This is a genomic window from Vogesella indigofera (assembly GCF_028548395.1).
GTDB classification, from domain to species: domain Bacteria; phylum Pseudomonadota; class Gammaproteobacteria; order Burkholderiales; family Chromobacteriaceae; genus Vogesella; species Vogesella indigofera_A.
On the sequence record NZ_JAQQLA010000005.1, the window covers coordinates 92610 to 111612 of the forward strand.

At 67.2% G+C, this 19003-nt stretch carries 16 protein-coding genes and 1 pseudogene; 10 read left to right on the forward strand and 7 right to left on the reverse strand.

Features of this window, described 5'->3' with window-relative positions:
* The first annotated feature begins 16 nt into the window (after positions 1 to 16).
* The 3 genes and pseudogenes from trpD to prmB all read left to right on the forward strand — a co-directional run.
* A complete protein-coding gene (gene trpD, locus PQU89_RS11030; RefSeq protein WP_272765872.1) occupies positions 17 to 1039 on the forward strand; it encodes an anthranilate phosphoribosyltransferase in 1023 nt (340 codons plus the stop codon).
* A 70-nt stretch (positions 1040 to 1109) separates the two neighbouring features.
* Positions 1110 to 2483: a phosphomannomutase/phosphoglucomutase gene (locus PQU89_RS11035; protein WP_272765873.1), complete on the forward strand. Its 1374-nt coding sequence runs from the start codon at positions 1110 to 1112 to the stop codon at positions 2481 to 2483.
* A gap of 127 nt (positions 2484 to 2610) precedes the next feature.
* Positions 2611 to 3498: pseudogene (prmB, locus tag PQU89_RS11040) on the forward strand (50S ribosomal protein L3 N(5)-glutamine methyltransferase); the annotation flags it as partial.
* Between the two features lie 176 nt (positions 3499 to 3674).
* On the opposite strand, the gene aauR reads toward prmB, so the two are convergent.
* Entirely contained in the window at positions 3675 to 5003 is a 1329-nt protein-coding gene (gene aauR, locus PQU89_RS11045) for a two-component response regulator AauR (RefSeq protein ID WP_272765874.1), read from the reverse strand.
* A complete protein-coding gene (locus PQU89_RS11050) occupies positions 4996 to 6843 on the reverse strand; it encodes a sensor histidine kinase (protein WP_272765875.1) in 1848 nt (615 codons plus the stop codon). Before PQU89_RS11050 ends, aauR begins: the two co-directional genes overlap by 8 nt.
* Positions 6844 to 7251: 408 nt before the next feature.
* On the opposite strand from PQU89_RS11050, the gene PQU89_RS11055 reads away from it, so the two are divergent.
* Positions 7252 to 8343 (forward strand): methyl-accepting chemotaxis protein, encoded by a 1092-nt coding sequence (locus tag PQU89_RS11055; RefSeq protein ID WP_272765876.1) that lies wholly within the window; start codon positions 7252 to 7254, stop codon positions 8341 to 8343.
* A gap of 122 nt (positions 8344 to 8465) precedes the next feature.
* Here PQU89_RS11055 and PQU89_RS11060 read toward each other — a convergent pair whose 3' ends face one another.
* From PQU89_RS11060 to PQU89_RS11075, 4 genes are all read right to left on the reverse strand, one after another.
* A complete protein-coding gene (locus PQU89_RS11060) occupies positions 8466 to 10007 on the reverse strand; it encodes a DHA2 family efflux MFS transporter permease subunit (RefSeq protein ID WP_272765877.1) in 1542 nt (513 codons plus the stop codon).
* Positions 10008 to 10019: 12 nt separating this feature from the next.
* A complete protein-coding gene (locus PQU89_RS11065) occupies positions 10020 to 11216 on the reverse strand; it encodes an HlyD family secretion protein (RefSeq protein ID WP_272765878.1) in 1197 nt (398 codons plus the stop codon).
* A gap of 19 nt (positions 11217 to 11235) precedes the next feature.
* On the reverse strand, positions 11236 to 12642 hold the full coding sequence (locus PQU89_RS11070; protein WP_272765879.1) for an efflux transporter outer membrane subunit: 1407 nt from the start codon (positions 12640 to 12642) through the stop codon (positions 11236 to 11238).
* A gap of 123 nt (positions 12643 to 12765) precedes the next feature.
* Positions 12766 to 13275, reverse strand: coding sequence for a MarR family transcriptional regulator (locus PQU89_RS11075; protein WP_272765880.1), 510 nt, complete (start codon positions 13273 to 13275; stop codon positions 12766 to 12768).
* 164 nt (positions 13276 to 13439) lie between these two features.
* Here PQU89_RS11075 and PQU89_RS11080 point away from each other — a divergent pair, with 164 nt between their 5' ends.
* Genes PQU89_RS11080 through PQU89_RS11090 form a run of 3 tightly spaced genes read left to right on the forward strand, consistent with a single transcriptional unit; the run spans position 13440 to position 15323 of the window.
* Positions 13440 to 13877, forward strand: coding sequence for a hemerythrin domain-containing protein (locus tag PQU89_RS11080; RefSeq protein WP_272765881.1), 438 nt, complete (start codon positions 13440 to 13442; stop codon positions 13875 to 13877).
* Complete coding sequence (locus PQU89_RS11085; RefSeq protein ID WP_170152084.1) at positions 13864 to 14079, forward strand: DUF2249 domain-containing protein; 216 nt, start codon at positions 13864 to 13866, stop codon at positions 14077 to 14079. The genes PQU89_RS11080 and PQU89_RS11085 overlap by 14 nt, the downstream gene beginning before the upstream one ends.
* Positions 14080 to 14087: 8 nt before the next feature.
* Entirely contained in the window at positions 14088 to 15323 is a 1236-nt protein-coding gene (locus PQU89_RS11090; protein WP_272765882.1) for a hypothetical protein, read from the forward strand.
* 150 nt (positions 15324 to 15473) lie between these two features.
* On the opposite strand, the gene cobA is transcribed toward PQU89_RS11090, so the two are convergent.
* A complete protein-coding gene (gene cobA / locus PQU89_RS11095) occupies positions 15474 to 16268 on the reverse strand; it encodes a uroporphyrinogen-III C-methyltransferase (RefSeq protein ID WP_272765883.1) in 795 nt (264 codons plus the stop codon).
* Positions 16269 to 16430: 162 nt separating this feature from the next.
* Between cobA and PQU89_RS11100 the strand changes: the two genes are divergently transcribed.
* The 3 genes from PQU89_RS11100 (at position 16431) to PQU89_RS11110 (ending at position 18999) form a co-directional block, all read left to right on the forward strand.
* Positions 16431 to 16856 carry a c-type cytochrome gene (locus PQU89_RS11100; protein ID WP_047967298.1) on the forward strand — a complete coding sequence of 142 codons (426 nt, stop codon included), beginning with the start codon at positions 16431 to 16433 and terminating at the stop codon, positions 16854 to 16856.
* 41 nt (positions 16857 to 16897) lie between these two features.
* Positions 16898 to 18352 (forward strand): cbb3-type cytochrome c oxidase subunit I, encoded by a 1455-nt coding sequence (locus PQU89_RS11105; protein WP_272757081.1) that lies wholly within the window; start codon positions 16898 to 16900, stop codon positions 18350 to 18352.
* A gap of 62 nt (positions 18353 to 18414) precedes the next feature.
* Positions 18415 to 18999: a cytochrome c oxidase subunit 3 gene (locus tag PQU89_RS11110; RefSeq protein WP_272765884.1), complete on the forward strand. Its 585-nt coding sequence runs from the start codon at positions 18415 to 18417 to the stop codon at positions 18997 to 18999.
* Positions 19000 to 19003 lie beyond the last annotated feature (4 nt).

A 19003-nucleotide genomic window follows, 5' to 3' on the forward strand; every position in this document is an offset into this window, starting at 1 on the left:
ACGCCGGAGAAAAAAGATGATCACACCGCAGGCCGCCCTCAATCGCCTGATCGACCAGAACGAACTGTTCCACGATGAAATGCTGGACCTGATGCGCCAGATCATGCGCGGCGAAGTGCCGCCGACGCTGATCGCCGCCATCCTGATCGGCCTGCGCGTGAAAACGGAAAGCGTGTCGGAAATCGCCGCCGCGGCACAGGTGATGCGCGAGTTCGCCACCCGCGTGCCGGTGAGCGACACCACGCGGCTGGTGGATACCTGCGGTACCGGCGGTGACAAGAGCCATACCTTCAACATCTCCACCACCGCCGCCTTCGTATCGGCGGCGGCCGGCGCCCGCGTCGCCAAGCACGGCGGCCGTTCGGTGTCGTCCAGCTCCGGCAGCGCCGACGTGCTGGAGGCGCTCGGCGTCAACCTCAATCTCAGCCCGGAGCAGGTCGGCCGCTGCATCGACGACATCGGCGTCGGCTTCATGTTCGCGCCCAACTACCACAGCGCGATGAAGTACGTGGCGCCGGTGCGGCGCGAGCTGGCGGTGCGCACCATCTTCAACATCCTCGGTCCGCTGACCAACCCGGCCGGCGCGCCCAACCAGGTGATGGGCGTGTTCCACCCCGACCTGGTCGGCATCCAGGCGCGCGTGCTGCGCGAGCTGGGCAGCCAGCACGTGATGATCGTGCACGGCGAGGACGGTCTCGACGAGATCACCCTGTCCGGCTATACCAGCATCGCCGAGCTGAAGGACGGCGCCATCCGCGAATACCGCATCGACCCGGCCGATTTCGGCATCGCCCACGCGCCATTGGCCGCGCTGCGCGCCGACAGCGCCGAGCAGTCGAAAACCATGCTGCTGGCGGTGCTCGACGGCCAGAGCGGCCCGACGCGCGACATCGTGCTGCTCAATGCCGCGGCGGCGATCTACACCGCCGGCATCACGGCCAGCCTGGCCGATGGCGTGGCGCTGGCTCGCAGCGTGATCGACAGCGGCGCAGCGCGCGCCAAGCTGGACGCGCTGGTACAGCTGAGCCAGTCGCTATAATGAACCTCCCGGCCGCCGACAGAGCGCCGGCGGTTGCGGCCAACCTTCTACTTCTTATCGGGTTTGAGCAATGACCATCTCTCCCTCCATTTTCAAGGCCTACGACATCCGCGGCATCGTCGGCGACACACTCACCGCCGACGCCGCGCGCCTGATCGGCCGCGCCATCGGCTCCGAGGCGCGTGCGCGCAATGTCGGCACCATCTGCGTCGGCCGTGACGGCCGCCTGTCCGGCCCCGAGCTGTGCCACGCGCTGTCCGACGGCATCCGCGCCGCCGGCGTCGACGTCATCGACGTTGGCCGCGTCGCCACGCCGATGCTGTACTTCGCCGCCTACCAGCTGGAAACCTACTCCGGCGTGATGGTCACCGGCAGCCACAACCCGCCGGACTACAACGGCTTCAAGATGATGCTGGACGGCGACACCCTCGCCGGCGACTGGATCCAGAAGCTGTACCAGCGCATCGTCGACAACGACTTTGCCGACGGTCACGGCGGCTACAGTACGCACGACATCGTCGACGCCTACCTCAACCGCATCACCGGCGACATCAAGCTGGCGCGGCCGATGAAGGTGGTGGTCGACTGTGGCAACGGCGTGGCTGGCGATTTCGCGCCGGAGCTGTTCCGCGGCCTCGGCTGCGAGGTGCACAAGCTGTTCTGCGAGGTGGACGGCACTTTCCCCAACCACCATCCCGATCCGGCCAAGCCGGAAAACCTGCAGGACGTGATCCGCACGCTGCAGGACACCGACGCCGAGATCGGCCTGGCGTTTGACGGCGACGGCGACCGCCTGGGCGTGGTCACCAAGGACGGCAGCATCATCTGGCCGGACCGCCAGCTGATCCTGTTCGCGCAGGACGTGTTGTCGCGCCAGCCGGGCAGCAAGATCATCTACGACGTGAAGTGCACCCGCCTGCTGGCGCCGGCGATCGCCGCCGCCGGTGGCGTGCCGATGATCAACCGCACCGGCCACAGCTTCATGAAGGCGGCGCTGAAAGCCAACCCGGACGCAGGCCTCGCCGGCGAGATGTCTGGCCACGTGTTCTTCAAGGAGCGCTGGTACGGCTTTGACGACGGCCTGTACGCCGGTGCGCGCCTGCTGGAAATCCTGTCCAAGGTGGCCGACCCGTCGGCGCTGCTCAATGCGCTGCCCAACGCGCTGTCCACGCCGGAATTGAACCTGAAGACCGCCGAGGGCGAGAACCACGCGCTGATCGAACGCCTGCAGCAGACGGCACAGTTCGATGGCGCCAGGGACATCATCACCATCGACGGCCTGCGCGTGGAGTACGCCGACGGCTTCGGCCTGATGCGCGCCTCCAACACCACGCCGGTGATCGTGCTGCGTTTCGAGGCCGACAACCAGGCGGCGCTGCAACGCATCCAGAACGATTTCCGCCGCGTGCTGGCCAAGGAAACCAGCGCAGCGCTGCCGTTCTGAGCGATAATCGCCGCCAGTTGACCGCCTCGATGGCGGTCTGATCAGTCAAAGGTTGGCCGCGGCCAACCTTTCGCATTAGCAAGGCGGCACGACACACTCGTGCCGCCGGCTTTTTAAAGGGAATGCCATGTACGCCGAAGCTGCCAGCACTTTTCAAACCGTCCGCGACCTGCTGCGCTTTGCCGTGTCGCGCTTTACCGATGCCGGCCTGACCTACGGCCACGGCACCAGCAATGCCTACGACGAGGCCGCCTATCTGATCCTGTCGACGCTGAAGCTGCCGATCGACCGCCTGGAGCCGTTCCTCGACGCCCAGTTGCTGCCGAACGAGGTGCAGCAGGTGGTGGCGCTGATCGAGCGCCGCGCCGAAGAGCGCGTGCCGGTGGCCTATCTCACCAACGAGGCGTGGCAGGGCGAGTTCAACTTCTACGTCGACGAACGCGTGATCGTGCCGCGCTCCTTCATCTTCGAGCTGCTGGGCGAGCCGCTGGAGCCGTGGATCGAACACCCGGAACTGGTACACCGCGCGCTGGACCTGTGCACCGGTTCCGGTTGCCTGGCGATCCAGCTGGCGCACCACTATCCGGACGCCGAGATCGACGCCGTCGACATCTCGCTGGACGCGCTGGAAGTGGCCAGCATCAACGTGCAGAACTACGGTCTGGAAGACCGCATCCAGCTGATCCACAGCGATCTGGTGGAGGGGCTGGAAGAGCCGTACGACCTGATCATCTCCAACCCGCCGTATGTCGATGCCGAATCGGTGGACGCGCTGCCGCAAGAATACCTGCACGAGCCGGAACTGGCGCTCGGCTCCGGCGAGGACGGCCTGGACGCCACCCACGTCATCCTGCAGAACGCGGCGCGCCTGCTCAATCCGCAGGGCGTGCTGCTGGTCGAGATCGGCCACAACCGCGACGTGCTGGAAGCGGCCTATCCGAGCCTGCCGTTCATGTGGATGGAAACGCAGAGCGGTGACGGCTTCGTGTTCCTGCTGACGCGCGAAGACCTGGTCGCCGCCGGCCTCGGCGACCCGCTGAACGACGCCGACTTCGGCGATCTGGTGATCGAGGACGAAGACATCTGAGCGGTCACGGCTTGCGGTCAACGTTGGCCGCAAGGCTGAGCGTACAAAAAAGGCAGCCCGTTGACGGGCTGCCTTTTTTTGCGGCGGCGGACAGGGCAGGAGGACTAATTGCTGCCCTGCAGCCCGTACTTCTTCACCTTGTCGAATAGCGTGGTCTTCGGTGTGCCCAGCGCGGCGCTGGCCTGGGTCAGGTTGCCGCCGTGACGGCGCAGCGCCTCCACGACCAGGCTCTTTTCATAGGCTTCCACGCATTCGGCGAGGCTGGGCGAGTTGTGGCCGTCGCCGCTGTCCTTGAACGCCGGCAGCCCCAGCGCGTAGCGTTCGGCGACGTTGCGCAGTTCGCGCACATTGCCCGGCCAGTCGTGCGCCATCAGCCTCGACAGCGTCTTGCGGTCCACCTCCAGCGGCTCGCGGTCGAAGCGCAGCGCCGCCTGCTGCAGGAAGCATTCGAACAGCAGCGGAATGTCCTCGCGCCGTTCGCGCAGCGGCGGGATTTCCAGCGTCACCACGTTGAGGCGGTAGTAGAAGTCGGCGCGGAACTTGCCCTGTTGCGACAGCTCGCCCAGGTCTTCCTTGGTGGCGGCGATCAGGCGGCAGTCGACATCGACCATCTGGTTGCTGCCCAGGCGTTCCAGCTTGTGTTCCTGCAGCACGCGCAGCAGCTTGATCTGCAGGTTGATCGGCATGGTCTCGACTTCGTCGAGGAACAGCGTGCCCTTGTGCGCGTGCTCGATCTTGCCGATGCGGCGCTTGCCGGCGCCGGTGAAGGCGTTGGCCTCGTGGCCGAAGATTTCGCTCTCGAACAGGTGCTCCGGCAGGCCGCCGCAGTTGATCGCCACGTAGTTGTGCTGCTGGCGGCGGCTGAATTCGTGCAGGCAGCTGGCGACCAGCTCCTTGCCGGTGCCGGTTTCGCCGTTGATCAGCACGTTGGCACCGGTGTCGGCGACGTTGAGGATCAGTTCGCGTAGCTGGCACATCGCGGCGGAGCGGCCGATCAGGCGCTGCGCCAGCGTCTGCTTGCCGTCCAGCTGGCGGCGCAGGCTTTCCACCTCCAGGCTCAGCCGGCGCTGCTCCAGCGCGCGGCGGGCGACCTCCACCAGCCGTTCCGGCGAGAACGGTTTTTCCATGAAATCGTAGGCGCCGTCCTTCATCGCCTGCACCGCCATGCTGACGTCGCCGTGGCCGGTGATCAGTACCACCGGCAGGCTGCGGTCCTGCGCCTTCAGCTGCTGCATCAGGGTCAGGCCGTCGATGCCGGGCAGGCGGATGTCGCTGATGACGATGCCGGGGAACTGGCCGTCGATCAGCGGCAGCGCGGCTTCGGCGCTGGCGACGCCGGTGACCGGGATGTCTTCCAGCGTCAGCGCCTGCTGGCAGCCGAGCAGGACATGGGGATCGTCTTCCACGATCAGGACGCGCAATGCTTCAGACATGATGGAGTTCCTGTTCCGGGCACAGCGGCAATTGCAGCACGAAGGCGGCGCCTTGTGGCAGCGGCTGTGCCTGCAGTGTACCGTTGGCCGCCGCGGCGAGGCTGGCGGACAGGGTCAGCCCCAGCCCCAGCCCGCTGCCCTGCGGCTTGGTGGTGAAAAAGGGTTCGAACAGATGCTGGCGTACCTGTTCCGGCAGGCCGCCGCCGTTGTCGGCCACGGTCAGCAGGTAGCGGCCGCCGTCGCGCTGGCCGCTCAGGCGCACGCAGGCGGCGGGCACGCCCTGCAGCGCGTCCAGCGCGTTGCCGACCAGGTTGACCAGGATCTGCTCCAGCCGCGTCTGGTCGATGGCCAGCAGCACGTCGTCGAATTCGCGCTGCACCGTGACCGGGTGGCGCGACAGCCGCGGCTGCAGCAGGAACAGCGCGGCGTCGACCGCGGTTTCCAGTCGCGCCTGGCCGTCGGCGTGTTCGGAGCGGCGGGCGAAGGAGCGCAGCGAGCCGGTGATCTTGCCCATGCGCTCCACCAGTTCGCCGATGGTCTTGAGGTTGGCCGCAGCGGTGTCGTAGGCGCCGCGGGCGAGGAACTTCACGGTGTTGCCGGACAGCGTGCGCAGCGCCGCCAGCGGCTGGTTCAGCTCGTGGGCGATGCTGGTCGACATCTGGCCGATCACCGCCAGCTTGCCGGCCTGGATCAGCTCGTTCTGCGCCTTGCGCAGCGTCTGCTCCGCCAGCTCGCGCTCGCGGATTTCGGCCAGCAGGCGCTCGTTGCTGGCGGAAAGGTCGGCGGTGCGCTCTTCGATGCGGCGTTCCAGCTCGCTATTGGCCGCCTGCAGTGCCTCGCGCGCCGACAGGCGGGTGGCGATCACCTTGCGCCGCTCGTTCCACGCGATCAGCAGCAGCGTCAGCACCGCGACGATGGTGGCCGCCAGCATCGCGTGCGTCCACGCCGCCGCCTTCAGCGCCGCCAGCGGGCTGAGCAGGGTCAGCTGCCAGCGGGTGTCGTTGAGGGTGCGCGACTGCGCCAGGAACAGGCGGCCTTCCGGCGCGGCGACGTCGGGGTCGGACAGCTCCCAGCGATCCAGCCCCGGCGACAGCGTGCGCCGCGATTTCAGCTGCAGCAGCGGCAGCGACGCCCAGTGGTATTGCAGGCTCTGCGCCAGCTGGTTGCGCCGCTCCTGCGACAGCGGGTGGATCACGTTCAACCGCCAGCGCGGCTTGGAGGCGAGGATGATGACGCCGTTTTCATCGGCGATGAACACGTCGGCGCCGGCCTTGCGCCAGCCGGCTTCCAGCTGGCCGAGGCGGACCTTGACCACCGCCACGCCGGCGATGCGGCCGTTGACGCGCAGCGGGCTGGACAGGTAGTAGCCGGCCTCGCCGATGGTGCTGCCGATGCCGTAGAAGCGACCGGGGCGGCCGGCCATGGCCTCGGTGTAGTAGGGGCGGAACGACAGGTCTTCGCCGACATAGCTGTCGCTGCGGCGCCAGTTGCTGGACGCCAGCACGCGGCCGCCGCTGTCCAGCACGTAGACCGCCAGCGTGCCGCTGCGCTCGTTCATCGCCGCCAGGTAGCGGTTGACCTCCAGCTGGTGGCTGGCGTCCGGCGACTGCAGCAGCTGCAGCGTCACCGGGTTGAGCTGCAGCAGGCCGGGCAGCCATACGAAGCGCTCGATCTCGCTTTCCACGCCGCGGGTGTGCAGCTCCAGCTGGCGGTTGCCCTGCTCGCGCAGGGCGTCAATACCGTGCTGCACCGAAAACTGGTAGGTCAGCGTGCTGCACAGCAGTACCAGCCCCAGCAACAGGCAGCTCAGGAACAGCGGTTTGCGGATACGGACAGACATGGCAGAAAAAAGCGTTGCGGCCAACATGGGATGACAGGATTCCGGTTCTAACACAGGCCATGGCCGGCGTCAGCAAAATTGCGGCAGGGCGAGGTGCCATTTTTGTTGCACCCCGCGCTTAACATGGCACGCCAGGCGCGCCGTTGCGGTGTTTCTGCCTTGCACTATTCGTGCCAGTGACAAGCGGCAGCGATAACAAGCACTTGCCGCCACCGGCCATCGCAAAACCGAACCGCTGCCGTGGCGGCATCCGGAAATCCGTACGCCATGCCGTCCGGAAAGCCATCGTCAAGCCGGCGGCCAGGCGGTAATATTCACCGATTGGCCGCTTCCGGGTTGGCCGATGACCTGTCGTCACACCATTGCGGTGAGTTTGCGCCGCAGCCGGGACTTGGAGATAACATAAACATGTTTGGCAACAGCAAGAAAAAGATCGCCGCACTGGAAGAACGCCTCGCCACCCTGGACCAGGAGCGCGCGACACTGCAGCAGCAACTGGAGCAGGCGCGCCAGGCGCTGGGCAACTGCGAACAACTGAGCCGCGAAAACGAGCTCGCCCAGCAAAAGCGCCACAGCTACCGCCAGCCGTTCGGGCAGTTCTGTGACGGTGTCGCGCAGCTGCGCGGCAGCTTCAGCAAGCTGGCCGAGGACATGGAAGGCTGCTTCAGCCTGGCCACCGACACCGCGGCCGGCCTCGATCACACCCGCAGCGTGGTCGACACCCTCGCCAACAGCTTCAGCGACATCGCCAATGCACAGCAATTGACCGCGCAGCAGATGGACACCCTCAACAGCAAGACCGGTGAAATCCGCCAGTTCGTGCAGCTGATCAAGGACGTGGCCGACCAGACCAACCTGCTGGCGCTGAACGCGGCAATCGAGGCGGCGCGCGCCGGCGAGCAGGGCCGCGGCTTTGCCGTGGTGGCCGACGAAGTGCGCAAGCTGGCGGAGCGCACCTCGCAGGCGACCAACGAGATCGCCAGCCTGGTGGGTGATGTGGAGAAAGCGTCCAGCGACACCAAGCAGCAGGTCAGCGAGGCGGCGGAGCAGGCTGAGAAGTATCGCCACACCGGCGAGGAAATCGCGGTGGCGATCAAGAAACTGGTCGACGGCAGCGAGCAGATGGCGAAGGCGATCACCGTCGGCACCAACGCCAGCTTCATGGAAGTGGTGAAGCTGGATCACGTCGTCTACAAGATGGAGATCTACAAGGCCTTCATCGGTTACCACACCCTGGACGCCGGCCAATTGTCCAATCACACCCACTGCCGCCTCGGCAAGTGGTACTACGAGGGGCGCGGCCAGCAGCAGTGCCGCGACCAGGCCAGCTACGGCCAGCTGGAGGCGCCGCATGCACGGGTGCACGACAGCGGCAAGGCGGCACTGCAGGCGTTCTACGCCGCCGACTACAGCGCGGCATCGCAGGCGCTGGCGACCATGGAACAGTCGTCCGACGAGGTGATGGGCTTGCTGGACCGGCTGGTGCACCTCGGCCACTAAGCCGTCGCAGGGCGGGCACGTCGCCGCAGATAGGCGGGTAAGGCAAACAGGGCATGGTGATCGCACCATGCCCTGTTTTCATTGGCGCAGGCCTGTCGCGCTTGCGGCCAACCTTGTGCCGCTCAGTGGCCGGCGTCGACCACCACCGCTCCCGCAGGTGTTTTCGGCGGCCGCGACAGCCACACCAGCCCGGTCAGCAGCAGGAACAGCACCGTGGCCAGCCAGAATACCTCGTTGGCGCCGATAAACAGCCCCTGGCGGCTGATGTCGCTGGCGATTACCGCCGCCGCCTGCTCGGCGCTCAGCCCGGCCTGCTGCATCGCGGCCAGCGTGTCGCGGGTGGCGTTGTCGTACAGGCTGACGTGTTCGGTCAGCTGGGTATGGTGCAGCCCTTCGCGGTGCTCCCACTGCCAGGTGGTCAGCGAGGCACCGATCGAGCCGGCCAGCGTGCGCATGAAGTTGGACAGGCTGGAGGCACTGGCCAGCTGCTGCGGCTTCATGTTGGACAGGGTGATGGTGGTCAGCGGCATGAAGAAGCCGGCGATGGCAAAACCCTGCACGAACTGCGGCCACGCCACGCCGGCAAAATCCATCGCCGGATTGAAGGTGCTGTAGCGCCAGTAAAAGCACGCGGCAAACATCAGGAAGCTGAAGGTCACCACCCAGCGCATATCCAGCTTGTGCGCGTTCTTGCCGATGATGGGCGACAGCAGCACCGGCAGGATGCCGATCGGCGCGGTGGCGAGGCCGGCCTCGGTGGCGGTATAGCCCATCTGCGTCTGCATCAAGAGCGGCATCAGCACGATGGCGCCGAAGTACAGCATGAAACCGACGCTGACCGAGGTCACCCCGACCGCGAAGTTGCGGTCGCGGAACAGCGACAGGTCGATCACCGGGTGCTTGTCGGTCAGCTCCCACACCACCAGGTAGGACAGCGCCAGCAGCGCGATGATGCCGTAGAGCATGATCTCGCCGGAGTGGAACCAGTCCAGCTCCTTGCCGCGGTCCAGCATCATTTGCAGGCAGCCGACGCCGAGTACCAGCAGGATCAGCCCCACCTTGTCGATCGGCAGCTGCAGGATGGTGGTTTCGCGGTGGCGCAGCTCGCGCCAGGCCAGCCCCGCCGCCACGATGCCGATCGGGATATTGATGTAGAAGATCCAGCTCCAGTGCCAGTTGTCCGACAGCCAGCCGCCCAGGATCGGGCCGAAGATCGGCGCCACGATGATGGTCGTCGTCCACAGCGCCATGGCGATGGCGCGTTTGTGCGGCGGATAGCTCTGCAGCAGCAGGCTCTGCGACAGCGGGATCATCGGCCCGGCCAAGAGCCCCTGCAGCACGCGGAACAGGATCAGCAGTTCCAGGCTCGGCGCCAGGCCGCACAGCCACGAGCTGATCACGAAGCCGATGGTGGCCAGCAGGAACAGGCGCACCTCGCCGACGCGCTTGGCCAGCCAGCCGGTGATCGGCACCGAGATGGCATTGGCGACGCCGAAGGAGGTGATCACCCAGGTGCCCTGGCTGGTGGAGGCGCCCAGATCGCCGGCGATGGTGGGGATCGCCACGTTGGCGATGGTGGTGTCCAGCACCTGCATGAAGGTGGCCAGCGACAGCGCCAGGGTGACCAGTGTGCGCGAGCGTCCTTCCAGTGGTGGATGCGACATGATCACGCTCCCTTAGCGGCCAAGGTTGGCCGCAATGATGCTGGCCACCGCCTGGTCGGCCTGCGCCAGCTGGCGCTCGAACACGCTGGTGCTCAGCGCCGGATTGCGACGGGCGGCGGTCAGCAGTGGGCCGTCCTGCCGGCTGGTGTCGACGCTGACCGACATCGACAGGCCGAGGCGTAGCGGGTGCTGCTGCAGCTCCTGCGGCTGCAGCGCGATGCGCACCGGCACGCGCTGCACCACCTTGATCCAGTTGCCGGTGGCGTTCTGCGCCGGCAGCAGCGAGAACACGCTGCCGGTGCCGGCGGCGAGGCCGGCGACCGTGCCGTGATAGGTGACGTCATCGCCGTACAGGTCGGCGTGCAGCTCGACCGGCTGGCCGATGCGCAGCTCGCGCAGCTGGCCTTCCTTGAAGTTGGCGTCGACCCAGGCGCTGTCCAGCGCCGCCACCGCCAGCAGCGGGGTGCCGGGCTGGATGCGGGCGCCCGGCTGCGCGCTGCGGCGCGCGATCTGGCCGGATACCGGCGCGCGGATCTCGGTGCGCGCCAGCGCGAGGTAGCTCTCGCGCAGCGCGGCGGCGGCGCGCGCTACCGCCGGTTGTTGCTCGGCGCGGTCGCTGAGCACCAGTGCGCGGCTGGCCTGCTGTTCTTCCTCGCCGACCTTCAGCGCGGCGCGGGCGGCGCTCAGTGCGAGGCGGGCACTGTTGGCCGCGTCGCGGGCGTGCTGCAGTTCTTCGCCGGCGATGGCCTGATCACGGGCGGCGGCCTCGCGGCGCGCCAGATCGCCATTGGCGCGGGCGACATCGGCCTCGGCCCGGGCGACGTCGGCCGCGCGCTGTGCCACCAGCGCGTCGGATTTGCCGCTGACCGAGATCAGCTGCCGCGTCTGGCGCACCGCCTGCGCCAGTTCGGCCTCGGCGCGGGCGTAGGCCAGCTGGGCGTCGTTGCGGTCCAGCGTCAGCAGCAGGTCGCCGGCCTTGACGTTCTGGGTGTCGTCGGCGTGGATGGCGACGATGCTGCCGGCCACCTGCGACGACACCGGCACCAGATTGCCGGCGACGTAGGCGTCGTCGGTGGCCTGGTGGTGGCGTAGTGCAAGGAACCAGTAAGCGCCGGCGGCGAGGCCGGCGATGGCCAGCGCCACGCTCAGGCGGGTGAGGGCGGTGCGGCGGGTGGTGTTGGGGGCGGTAGTCGGGGTGGTGTTGTCCATGGTGTTCTTGCTCCGGAATTCAGCGGGTGGCCGCCGGGGCGGTGCCCAGCGTGCGGATCAGGGCGGCCTGGCTTTGCAGGCGCTGGATGTGCAGTTCGAGCGCGGCGAGGCGGGCCTGGGTCAGCTGGCGCTGCTCCGCCAGCAGACTGGCGGGGGTGGCCAGGCCGGCGCTGGCACGGCTTTGCACCTTGGCGACGCTGTCGCGGCGGGCGAGCAGCGCCTGCTGCTTGGCGGCCTCGGCCTGACGCAACCGCGTCAGCTGGCTGCTGTGGTCGGCGGTATCGCGGATCGCGTTCAGCAGCGTCTGGTTGTAGCTGGCGATGGCGGCTTCCAGCTCGGCACTGCGGCTGTCGAGGCGTGCGTTCAGCTCGCCGTTGCTGAACAACGGTAGCGTCAGCGCCGGTGCCAACCGCAGCACGCGCGCGCCGGGGTTGAACAGGTCGCCCAGCTCCTGCGCCGACAGCCCGGCCATCAGGTTGAGACGGACATCGGGATAGAAGTCGGCACGCGCCGCGGCGACGTTACCGCGGCTGGCCTCCACCCGTTCCCGCGCCGCCTGCACGTCGGCGCGCAGGCCCAGCTGGCTGCTGCTCAGCGGTGCGGTGTCCAGCGTCCACTGCGGCAGCGCGGCGGCGGGCAGCGCGTCGATGGCGGCCTGCGGCTGGGCACTGAGCGCGGCGAGGGCGTGGGCGGCGGCGCTGATGCGCTGCTCGCCGCGCAGCAGGCGCTCGTCGCTGTCGGCCAGCTGGGCGCGGGCCTGCAGCACCTCGTCCGGCTGTGCCAGACCGTGCTTGACGCGCTGCTCGGCGTTTTGCAGCAGGCTGGCGGCCTGCTGCCGGTCTTGCTGTAGCAGCGTCAGGCTAGCCTGCGCGCCGCGCCATTCAACATAGCTGCCGACCAGCGCGTAGGCCACGCTCTGACGCGCGTCGCTGGCTTCCAGCTCGGCGGCACGGGCCTGGCCACGGGCGGCGGCGAGCTGGGCGCGGGTCTTGCCCCAGAAGTCGAAGCGGTAGCTGAAGTCGGCGGACACCGTCTGCAGCGTGGTCCACTGGCCGAGCATGGCCGGTGGCAGCGCGTCGAATTCCGAGGTGCGCGCGCGGCTGGCGCCGAGGTTGCCGTTGACCTTCAGGCCGTCGTTGCTGGCGACGCTGGCAATGCCGGCGCGCGCGGCGCGCAGGCGGGCATCGGCGGCGTCCAGCCCCGGATTGTTGCGCAGCGCCTGCGCCAGTAGCTGCTCGAGGCTGGCGTCGTTCAGCGCGCGCCACCAGTCGGCGGCAAAGGGGGAGGCGGCTTCGCTGACCGCCAGCGCGGCCGGGGTCAGCGGCTGGCTTTGCAGCGGGGCCACCGCCGGGGTGGCGCAGCCGGTCACGGCCAGCAGTGCCAGCAGGGCGCTGACGGGCAGCAAGGATGGGTTGTAGTTTCTCATTTGACTGTCACCTGCGTGACTACTTGTGTCGAAAAAAACCGCCGGGGCGGGTTGGGGGTGGCTGGCGGCAATGCCGTGGGGCTTGCGGCCAACCTTGGTGATCCGGGTGGCGGGTTCTGGCGCTCAGCCGCCGAGCTGCTGCATCAGCTTGCGCAGCAGCGCTTCCAGCTGCGCACGTTCCTCACCGCTGAACACGGCCCACAGCTCGCGCACCTGCTGCCGCTGTTCCGGCATCACCTGTTCGATGAAGGCGAGGCCGCTGTCGGTCAGCTCCAGATAGGTGCGGCGGCGGTCAACGGCGCAGGGCTGGCGCCGGATCAGGCCGCGGTTCACCAGATCGTCCACCACGCGGGTGGCATTGGTGCGCGAAAACGCCAGCGCATCGGACAGCTCGGACGGCATCAGCCGTTCTTCCGGCCGCGCGTACAGCACCATCAGCGCCATCCAGGTGGTTTCGTTGATGTCGTGCACCGCCAGCGACTGGTTGAAGTAGCCCAGCAACAGCGGCTGGATGTGCAGCAGCAGGCGGGTGAGGGTCACTTCCTCGCGCGGGCTGCCGGGCAGGCGGCGGGCGATGGTGTCGATGGCGTGTTCGGTGGCCGCAAAGCTGTGGCCGCAGGCAGGTGCTTTCATCGGGTAATAATAACGTGCGTTACTATTTATTTCAAGGCGGAACTTATCCCGTGGCGCCGGCGGTGCGCTGGCGCCGGCCGACAGGGCGCGGGTTTCTTGATCGGCATCATTCAGCCGTGTGCTGCGCCGCGGCAATACTGTCGGCAACACCCCACCGGAGCCTGATGATGAACCTGACAACCCACCTGAGCGCGGTGCACCGCCACTGCGACGACTCATTTGCCGCGCTGGAGCAGGCGGTGCGCCAGCAGGACTGGGCCGGCGCCGATGCGCTGTGCGCCAGCTTTTGCGAGGAAATGGCGCAGCACTTTGCCGACGAGGAAAACCGGCTGTTCCAGGCGTTGGAAGCGGCCACCGGCATGCGCGGCGGGCCGACCGCGGTGATGCGCTACGAGCACGAACAGATGCGCGAGCTGATGGAAGATCTCAACCGCGATCTGCTGCAGCGTGACGCTCGCGGCGTGGCCGCCACCTGTGACACCTTGCTGGTACTGATGCAGCAGCACAATATGAAGGAGGAGAACATCCTCTACCCAATGTGCGACAGCCGGATTCCGGATGCCGCCTCCTTGTTGCAGGAGCTACGCCATGTCACCCCGTGATTTGCGCGGCCTGGTGCCGCCGGAACCAATGGAAATCATCCTCGACGACGTCGACAACGGCAGCAGCGGCCAGCAGCTGGCCTATGTGCTGCCGCACTTCCCCGGGCCGCTGATCCCGCTGCTACAGCAGCGCAAGGTCAGCTTTGACAGTGAAATGCTGCCGGACATGAGCGGGGTGGTGCTGAAGCTGGTGCTGCCCTGATGCAGGCCATGCCCAGTTTTGACCGCGCACCGCCGCTTTCGCTGCCGGTGCGTTATTTTTTGGCGGCGGCGTGCTGGCTGCTGCCGCTGGCGGCCAGCCTGCTGCTGACCGACAACGACTATCCATCGCTGAGCCTGCTGCTGCCGCTGCACCTGCTGGCGCTGGGCGTGCTCGGCAACGCCATGCTGGGCGCCTTGCTGCAGATGGTGGCGGTGGTGTCCGGCGTGCCCTGCTTGCGGCCAACGTGGTGGCGGCTGGGGGTGTGGAGCCTGTGGCAGCTGGCCACCGCCAGCCTGTGCTGGGGCTTTTACCGGGCGCTGGCGCCGCCGTGGCTGCAGCTGGCCAGCGTGCTGTTTGCGCTGCTGGCCGCCGCGCTGTCGGGCCTGCTGTACGGGCTGTGGCGCAGCCCGGCGGCGGACGGCAGCAGCCGCGGCCTGCGCCTGGCGCTAGGCCTGTTGCTGCTGACCCTGCTGCTGGGTCTGTCGATGCTGGCGGTGCTGGGCTGGGGTCGGCCGTGGCCGCTGCTGAGCCTGCTGCCGCTGCACCGGCTGGCGGCGCAGGGCTGGGTGTTGCTGCTGGTGATGGCGGTGGCGCAGGTGATCGCGCCGATGTTCCTGCTGACGCCGGCCTATCCCGGCTGGTGGCAGCGCCACGGCGCCACGCTGTGGCTGCTGGCCTTGCTGGCCGGCGCTGCTGGCCTGCTGTGGCAACCGCAGTGGCCGTGGTGGTCGCTGGCGTGGCTGCCGCTGGCGCTGTTTGCCGCACTCAGCCTGCGCCTGCTGCGCGCCAGCCGGCGGCCGCAGGAGTGGCTGCTGCCGTACTGGTGGCTGGCGTTTGCGCTGTTGGCCTTGCTGGCGGTACTGCTGCCGCTGCTGGCGTGGCAGGGCAGTGCGCCGTGGCTGGCGCGCGCGCTGGCGTGGTGTATGCTCGGTGGTTTTGCGCTGACGCTGGTGGTCGGCATGCTGTACCGCATCGTGCCCTTCCTGCTGTGGCTGCACCTGAAGAATGCGGCGCCGCCACGCCATCGCGTCCCGGCGCTGCATGCCTTCGTGCCGGAAACCGCCGCGCGGCACAGCTGGCTCGCACTGTTGCTGCTGCAGCCGCTGGCGGCGCTGTGGGTGTGGCAGCCGCAGCTGGGCTGGCCGCTGGCGCTGGCGCTGCTCGGCCTGTTGGCGCTGCTGCTATGGCATTTCGCCGCGGCGGCGCGGCAGTATCGCACCGCCCGCCGCGCCTTGCCGTCTTAGAGACTTTCACGATCGGCCGCGACTTGATCTCAATGGTGGCAATACGGCATTAAAAACGGCTTCGGGATGCTTGTTTATCTCTGGATAAACGCCGCTTCCCGGCCGTTTTTGCCTTGTCTCGCGTGAGCGCGCGTGGCCGTGAACAGGTGCTCAGCCGGCCAGCGCCTGAGCCAGCGTCGCCTGTAGTCTGGCCTGCAGTCGTACCACCTCGCCGATGATCAGCAGGGCCGGGGGTTTGACCGAGTGCTGCTGCACACAGGCACCGAGGCTGGCCAGCTCGCAGCACAGCACCCGCTGTTGCGCGGTGGTGGCGTTCTCGATGATGGCCACCGGTGTGGCGGCGGCGCGGCCGGCGGCTTGCAGCTGGTCGGCGATATTGGCCGCCTCGCCCAGCCCCATGTACACCACCAGCGTTTCCTCGGCGCCGGTGTGGCCGGTCCACTCCAGCGTGCTCTGCCCGTCGCGGCGATGGCCGGTGACGAAGCTGACGCCCTGCGCGTAGTCGCGGTGCGTCAGCGGAATGCCGGCCGCCGCCGCCGCGCCCATCGCCGCGCTGATGCCGGGGATCACCTCGCAGGCGATGCCGGCTGCGGCCAACGTTTCCAGCTCCTCGCCGCCGCGCCCGAACAGGAACGGGTCGCCGCCTTTCAGCCGCACCACGCGCAGCCCTTGTTGCGCCTTGGTCACGATCAGCTGGTTGATGTCCTGTTGCGGCAGGGTGTGGCGGCTGGCGCGCTTGCCGACGCAGATCTGCTCGGCGCGGCGGTTGACCAGCGCCAGTACCGCGTCGGACACCAGCAGGTCGTACAGCACCACGTCGGCCTCGTTGAGGCGGCGCAGCGCCTTCAGCGTCAGCAGGTCCGGATCGCCGGGGCCGGCGCCGACCAGGCTGACCTGGCCGTGGCGCAGCGGGTAGGGATGGGGGAAGGAGGCAGGGGCGTTCATTGCTGTTCCAGTCTGGCCGGCGGCCGCTAAGGGGATGACGCCAGTGTAGGAACGGCGGCGCCCGGGAATCGTTGATTCGCATCAATGCTATCTGGATGGGTGGAAACGTACAGTTCGCCCTGACACGCCGGGTTCCCGGTGACGCAAGAAAAGGAGGACGCGATGAGCGCCAGTTTTACCAAATCGACCGCGCGCAACATCTTTTACGGTGGCGCGGTGTTTTTCTTCCTGCTGTTCGTGGCGTTGACACTGGATACGGTGCAGGCGCTGCCCAAGCGCGACAACCGCGCCAACCTGACCGAGCAGGTCGCCCGCGGCAAGAAGCTGTGGGAGGTCAACAACTGCATCGGCTGTCACACGCTGCTGGGCGAGGGCGCCTATTTCGCGCCGGAGCTGGGTAACGTCTACCAGCGCCGTGGCCCGGAATTCATCAAGGCCTGGATCAAGGCGCAGCCGACCGGCGCGCCGGGACGTCGCCAGATGCCGAACTTCCATCTCAACGATGCCGAACTCGACGACCTGGTGGCCTTCCTCAAGTACAGCTCGGAAATCAATACCAATAACTGGCCGCCGAATATCGAAGGCTGATGCCTGTCGATCCCGGTAATTCATCATCCAAGGAGAACCAGATGACTTCCTCCGCAATGGCCACCGCGCGCGCTGCCAGCGTCTCGGCGGCGGCCAATGACCCGCTCACCAATGTCCAGCTCAAGTACCGCTCGCAAGCGGTGGCCAAGCCGTACTTTGTCGCCGCGATCGGCCTGTTTGTCGGCCAGATCCTGTTCGGCCTGATCATGGGCCTGCAGTACGTGATCGGCGATTTCCTGTTCCCGGAAATCCCGTTCAACGTGGCACGCATGGTGCACACCAACCTGCTGATCGTGTGGCTGCTGTTCGGCTTCATGGGCGCCGGCTACTTCCTGATTCCGGAAGAATCGGAACGCGAGCTGCACAGTCCGAAACTGGCCATCATCACCTTCTGGGTGTTCCTGATCGCCGGGGCGCTGACCATCGTCGGCTATCTGGCGGTGCCGTACGCCACGCTGGCCAAGATCACCGGCAACGACTTGTTGCCGACCATGGGCCGCGAGTTCCTGGAACAGCCGACCATTACCAAGATCGGCATCGTGCTGGTGGCGCTGTCCTTCCTGTTCAACCTGAGCATGACCGTGCTCAAGGGCCGCAAGACCAGCATCAGCATGGTGATGATGCTGGGCCTGTGGGGGCTGGCGATCTTCTTCCTGTTCTCATTCTACAACCCGGACAACCTGGTACTGGACAAGTACTTCTGGTGGTGGGTGGTGCACCTGTGGGTGGAAGGGGTGTGGGAACTGATCATGGGCGCGATGCTGGCCTTCGTGCTGGTGAAAGTGACCGGTATTGACCGCGAAATCATCGAGAAGTGGCTGTACGTGATCATCGCCATGACGCTGATCTCCGGCATCATCGGTACCGGTCACCACTACTTCTGGATCGGCGCGCCGGCGTACTGGCAGGTGTGGGGTTCGGTATTCTCCGCGCTGGAACCGATTCCGTTCTTCATGATGACGCTGTTCGCCTTCAACGTGGTCAACAAGCGCCGTCGCGAACATCCGAACAAGGCTGCGGTACTGTGGGCACTGGGCACCGGCGTGATGGCCTTCCTCGGCGCCGGCGTGTGGGGCTTCCTGCACACCCTGGCTCCGGTCAACTACCTGACCCACGGCACGCAGATCACCGCCAGCCACGGCCACATGGCGTTCTACGGCGCCTACGCCATGGTGGTGATGACCATGATTTCCTACACCATGCCGCTGATGCGTGGCCGCGAGGCCAACAGCAATGCCGCGCAAGTGGTGGAGATGTGGTCGTTCTGGCTGATGACGGTGGCGATGGTGTTCATCACCCTGTTCCTGACCGCCGCCGGCATCCTGCAGGTATGGATGCAGCGCATGGGCGACACCCCGCTGTCGTTCATGGCCACCCAGGACAAGATCGCCTTCTTCTACTGGCTGCGCGAGCTGTCCGGTGTGGTGTTCTTCATCGGCCTGCTGCTGTACATCGTCAGCTTCTTTATCCGCGGCAACGAGCGCGCCAGCGCCTGATCCCGCCGCATCCGGCAACACGGGCGCCCCTTGCGGGCGCCTTTTTCACGACGGAGCCTGCCATGAACACAGCCGCACCCGGCCTTGCCGCCCCGCCACGCGTGCCCGGCGATCTGGCGATGTGGTTCTTCATCCTTGCCGAGCTGACGGTGTTCGGCATCTTCTTTGCCGTCTACGGCGTGGCGCGGCAGCGCGACGCGGCGCTGTTTGCCGCCGGCCAGGCACAGCTGCTGCTGTGGCCGGCGCTGCTGAACACCCTGCTGCTGATCGCCGGCAGCGCCACGGTGGCGGCGGCGGTGCGCGCCTTTGCGGCCAACCTTGTGGCGAGCGGCCGCCGCTACCTGCTGGCCACGCTGCTGCTGGGCGGCGGTTTTGTGCTGCTCAAGGGCTGGGAGTTCGCCACCAAGTTCGCCGCCGGCATCACCCTGTCCAGCAGCGACTTCTGGATGTTCTACCTGTCGCTGACTTTCTTTCACTTCCTGCACGTGATCCTCGGCCTGGTGATCGTGGCCGCGGTGTATCTCCACGCCCGCCGTGGCGCCTACGATGCGGCCAACCACGACGGCGTGGAAACCGCCGCCGCCTACTGGCACATGGTCGATCTGGTGTGGGTGGTGCTGTTCGCGCTGGTGTACGTGGCGCGCTGACCAG

Bases quoted from the DNA above. Each gene is read 5' to 3' on its own strand.
- PQU89_RS11085 (WP_170152084.1), top strand. From the start codon at position 13,864: ATGTCACCCCGTGATTTGCGCGGCCTGGTGCCGCCGGAACCAATGGAA.
- PQU89_RS11055 (WP_272765876.1), top strand. From the start codon at position 7,252: ATGTTTGGCAACAGCAAGAAAAAGATCGCCGCACTGGAAGAACGCCTC.
- PQU89_RS11080 (WP_272765881.1), top strand. From the start codon at position 13,440: ATGATGAACCTGACAACCCACCTGAGCGCGGTGCACCGCCACTGCGAC.
- PQU89_RS11090 (WP_272765882.1), top strand. From the start codon at position 14,088: ATGCCCAGTTTTGACCGCGCACCGCCGCTTTCGCTGCCGGTGCGTTAT.
- PQU89_RS11060 (WP_272765877.1), bottom strand. From the start codon at position 10,007: ATGTCGCATCCACCACTGGAAGGACGCTCGCGCACACTGGTCACCCTG.
- trpD (WP_272765872.1), top strand. From the start codon at position 17: ATGATCACACCGCAGGCCGCCCTCAATCGCCTGATCGACCAGAACGAA.
- cobA (WP_272765883.1), bottom strand. From the start codon at position 16,268: ATGAACGCCCCTGCCTCCTTCCCCCATCCCTACCCGCTGCGCCACGGC.
- aauR (WP_272765874.1), bottom strand. From the start codon at position 5,003: ATGTCTGAAGCATTGCGCGTCCTGATCGTGGAAGACGATCCCCATGTC.
- PQU89_RS11100 (WP_047967298.1), top strand. From the start codon at position 16,431: ATGAGCGCCAGTTTTACCAAATCGACCGCGCGCAACATCTTTTACGGT.
- PQU89_RS11070 (WP_272765879.1), bottom strand. From the start codon at position 12,642: ATGAGAAACTACAACCCATCCTTGCTGCCCGTCAGCGCCCTGCTGGCA.
- PQU89_RS11050 (WP_272765875.1), bottom strand. From the start codon at position 6,843: ATGTCTGTCCGTATCCGCAAACCGCTGTTCCTGAGCTGCCTGTTGCTG.
- PQU89_RS11065 (WP_272765878.1), bottom strand. From the start codon at position 11,216: ATGGACAACACCACCCCGACTACCGCCCCCAACACCACCCGCCGCACC.
- PQU89_RS11075 (WP_272765880.1), bottom strand. From the start codon at position 13,275: ATGAAAGCACCTGCCTGCGGCCACAGCTTTGCGGCCACCGAACACGCC.
- PQU89_RS11110 (WP_272765884.1), top strand. From the start codon at position 18,415: ATGAACACAGCCGCACCCGGCCTTGCCGCCCCGCCACGCGTGCCCGGC.
- PQU89_RS11035 (WP_272765873.1), top strand. From the start codon at position 1,110: ATGACCATCTCTCCCTCCATTTTCAAGGCCTACGACATCCGCGGCATC.
- PQU89_RS11105 (WP_272757081.1), top strand. From the start codon at position 16,898: ATGACTTCCTCCGCAATGGCCACCGCGCGCGCTGCCAGCGTCTCGGCG.